Source organism: Asanoa sp. NPDC050611 (assembly GCF_040654855.1).
Classification (GTDB): Bacteria; Actinomycetota; Actinomycetes; order Mycobacteriales; family Micromonosporaceae; genus Asanoa.
Map to the genome: position 1 here is coordinate 1 of NZ_JBFAIU010000524.1, position 3,579 is coordinate 3,579.

Below are 3,579 nucleotides of genomic sequence, written 5' to 3' on the forward strand. Positions count from 1 at the left end.
AGCGCGGAGGCCGAGCAGCTGACCCGGCTCGACGCGGCGATCGGCGACGGTGACCACGGCATCAGCGGACAATGAACAGCGGGCTGCGTACGAATGACCGAAGACCGACAGCGAATGGCTCGGACCCGTTTTATCGGCACCGGTGGCGGCCAAGGTCCCGATAGCATCGCCGCACGACCTGGGGCAGCGCACCGGGGTCGCACACGGGGGAGGGGAGTTGGTGGCGTGACCGACGCCGACCGGGGGCACCGCTGGACCGGCGCCGTCTGCCTCGTGCTGGCCTCCAGCACCGGGGGCGTGGGCCAGCACGTCACCTCGCTCGTCCGTGGGCTGAGCGCAGCCGGCGCCACCGTCACCGTGGCCGGCCCGGCCGCCACCGAGACCCAGTTCCACTTCACCGCCGCCGGGGCCGCCCGGTTCGTGCCGGTCGAGATCCCCGCCAACCCCACGCTCAACGGCCGCCGGGCGATCGGCGCGCTGCGCGCCGCGCTGGCCGACGGTGTCGACGTCGTGCACGCGCACGGGCTGCGCGCCGGGCTGGTCGCCGTGCTGGCCAAGCCGCGCCAGCCGGTCGTGGTCACCTGGCACAACGCGGTGCTGGCCCGGCGGCTGCGCGGCTACGCGTCCCGGTTCGCCGAGCGGGTCGTCGCCCGCAACGCCACCGTCTGCCTAGGCGCCTCCGAGGACCTCGTCGACCGGGCCCGCGCGCTCGGGGCCCGGGACGCCCGGCTCGCGCCGGTCGCCGCGCCCGAGCTGCCCGAGCCCCGGCGCGGGCGGGCCGCGGTCCGGGCCGAGTTCGGCCTCCACCGTGACCAGGCGGTGGTGCTCTCCGTCGGCCGCCTGCACCCCCAGAAGCGCTACGACGTGCTCGTCGAGGCCGCGGCGACCTGGCGCGACATCCGGCCCGTGCCGGCCGTGCTGGTCGCCGGTTCCGGGCCCGCCTACCTGCCGCTGGCGGCGTTGATCTCCTCGGCGCACGCGCCGGTCACCCTGCTCGGGCACCGGGGCGACATCGCCGACCTGCTCGAGGCCGCCGACGTGGCGGTCGTCACCAGCGACTGGGAAGCCCGCCAGCTGTTCGCGCAGGAAGCGCTGCGGGCCGGCGTCCCGCTGGTCGCGACGGCCGTCGGTGGGCTGCCCGACCTGGTCGGCGACGCCGCCGTGCTGGTCCCGCCGGGTAACGTCGCGGCCGTGGCGGATGCGGTCCGGGAGCTGTTGGGCGACGAGGCGAAGCGCGCGGAGTACCGTGCGCGCGGCTTCCAGCGCGCCAAGACCTGGCCGACCGAGGAGGCCACGGTCGCGCAGCTCGAGGCGATCTACGCGGAGCTCGCGCCGACATGATCCGCCGGCTCACCCCGTACCTCCTCGTGGTCCTGTCCCTGGCCGGCGGCCTGGCCGCCCTGTCGATCCGGCCGGCGACGGCGGAGACCAGGCGCTCCGCCGACTACGTGGTCGTGGTGGGCGTCCCGGGGCTGCGCTGGGAGGACGTCACCGAGTCCGGCACGCCCAACCTGTGGCGGCTGGCCGAGCACGGCTCGATCGGCTCGCTGTCGGTGCGCTCGGCGCTCAAGCCGACCTGCCCCGTCGACGGGTGGCTGACCCTCGGTGCCGGCAACTACGCCGGCTGGCGGCGCGGCACGCAGGTCACCGGCCCTTGCCCGCCGCTGACCGTCGACGTGCAGCGCCCGGACGGCATCGGCGCGTTCCTGCCCGACCTCGACCGGCAGGCCGTGGCCTACAACCAGTCCTTGACCTGGGGCGCGGTGCCGGGGGCACTGCCGCAGTCGGTGCGCTGCTCGACGGCCGTCGGCCCGGGTGCCGCGGTGGCCGCGGCGCGGCCGTACGGGCGGGTCGACAACTACGAACCCGAGCTGCCGGCGAACCCGGCGCAGCTGCTCAGCCGCTGCATCCTCAGCATGGTCGACCTCGGCGCGGTCAGCGGCGACGACCCCGCGGTGCGGCAGACCGCCGCCGCCCGGGCCGACGCCACGCTGGCCCGGGTGCTCGCCGCCCGCCCCGACCGGTCGCTGGTGCTGGTCGCCGGCCTGGCCGACACCGACCAGTCGAGCCGGCTGCACGTGGCGGTCGCCGACGGCCCCGGCTGGGACGGCGGCTGGCTGACCTCGCCGAGCACCGGTCGGGACGGCTACGTCCAGCTCGTCGACCTGGCCCCGACCGCGCTCGCCGCGCTCGACCGCCCGCTGCCCGAGCGGCTGTTCGTCGGCCAGCCGGCCACCGCCGTGCCGGGCCGGCCGGAGAAGCTCCCCGACGCGGTGACGTTCCCCGCCGACGCCGACCGCGAGGCCGGCGCCCAGCGCAACGTCGCGACCTGGTTCTTCGGCGTCCTCGCCGTGGTGCAGCTGGTGCTCGCGATCGCGGTGGTGCCGCTGTTGCGCCGGGCCCGCCGGCACGTCGGCGCCGACGAGGACCAGACGCCGGTGCGCAAGCCGGTCAGCGACGCGGTGGAGGTCATGCTGGTCGCCGCGGCGCTGGCGATACCCGCCGCGCTGGTCGCCGACCTGGTCCCGTGGTGGCGTGGCAGCCAGCCCGGCTGGCTGTTCGCCGCCGTGCTGGCCTTCCTGCTGGCCGTCGGCACCGCCGTGGTCCGGTTCGCCCCGGGCTTCCGGCACACGCTTGGCCCGCTGGCGATGGTGGTCACGGCCGCCGCGGTGGTGGTCGGCCTCGACCTGTTCACCGGCGCGCGGCTGCAGCTCAACGGCGTCGCCGGCTACTCGGTGCTGGAGGACAACCGCTACGCGGGCGTCGGCACGGTCGGTCTGGGGGTCTTCGTCACCGGTGTCCTGCTCGGTGCCGGCGCGCTGGCCCAGCGGTTCGCCCGGTCGTGGCGGCCGCTCGTCGTGGTCGTGCTCGGCGGGCTCGGCGTCTTCCTGGTCGGCAGCCCCTACCTCGGCGCGGACCCGATCGGCGCCGTGGCGCTGACCGCCGGTGTGTGCATCGCCACGGCGCTGAGCACCGGGGGCTGGCTCACCCTCGGCCGGCTCGCCGGTGCGTCGGTGGCCGGTGTCGCGGTGACGGCCGTGTTCGCCTGGATCGAGACCCGCCGTCCGGAGGCCGAGCGGGGCAGCCTCGGCCGGTTCGTTTCCGCGCTCGGCGACGGCAGCGGTGGCACCACCCTCCAGCGCACCAGCAAGGCGAGCCTGGACGCGCTGGCGAACAGTCCGCTGACGCTGCTGGCGCTGGTCGGGGCCGCGCTGCTCTGGCTGGTGCTGCTGCGGCACTGGGGCGGCCTGCGGCGGGCGTACGGGCTCTACCCGGCGGTCCGGGCCGGCGCGGTCGGCATCGGCGTGGCCGTGCTGCTCGGCGGCGTCCTCGGCGGCACGGGCCTGGAGCTGGCCGGCGCGGCCGCCGCCGTGGCCGTGCCGATGGCGGCGCTGACCGCCCTACGGGTGCTCAACCACGCGAGCGACTTCACGCGGCCGACGGAGCCGGAGCCGGCCCCGCAGGCGGCTCCGCGGGCGGACGCGGAGGCCGTTGACCAGCAGCGCCCCGTCGGCGAACCGGTCCCGCGCGAGCCAGAGGGAGTAGGCGTTGTTCCACTCCTCGGCGCGGTCGTTGTGC

1 protein-coding gene and 2 pseudogenes are annotated in these 3,579 nt (G+C 76.6%); 2 read left to right on the forward strand and 1 reads right to left on the reverse strand.

Going from position 1 to position 3,579, the window contains the following annotated elements:
• Nucleotides 1-225: 225 nt before the first annotated feature.
• Together AB0H87_RS39550 and AB0H87_RS39555 are read left to right on the forward strand one after the other, a co-directional pair.
• Complete coding sequence (locus AB0H87_RS39550; RefSeq protein WP_360158258.1) at nucleotides 226-1,341, forward strand: glycosyltransferase family 4 protein; 1,116 nt, start codon at nucleotides 226-228, stop codon at nucleotides 1,339-1,341.
• Nucleotides 1,338-3,449: pseudogene (locus AB0H87_RS39555) on the forward strand (hypothetical protein); the annotation flags it as partial. The gene AB0H87_RS39550 and the pseudogene AB0H87_RS39555, both read left to right, overlap by 4 nt.
• Before the next feature lie 39 nt (nucleotides 3,450-3,488).
• Here AB0H87_RS39555 and AB0H87_RS39560 read toward each other — a convergent pair.
• Nucleotides 3,489-3,579, reverse strand: a pseudogene (locus AB0H87_RS39560) (phosphocholine cytidylyltransferase family protein); the annotation flags it as partial.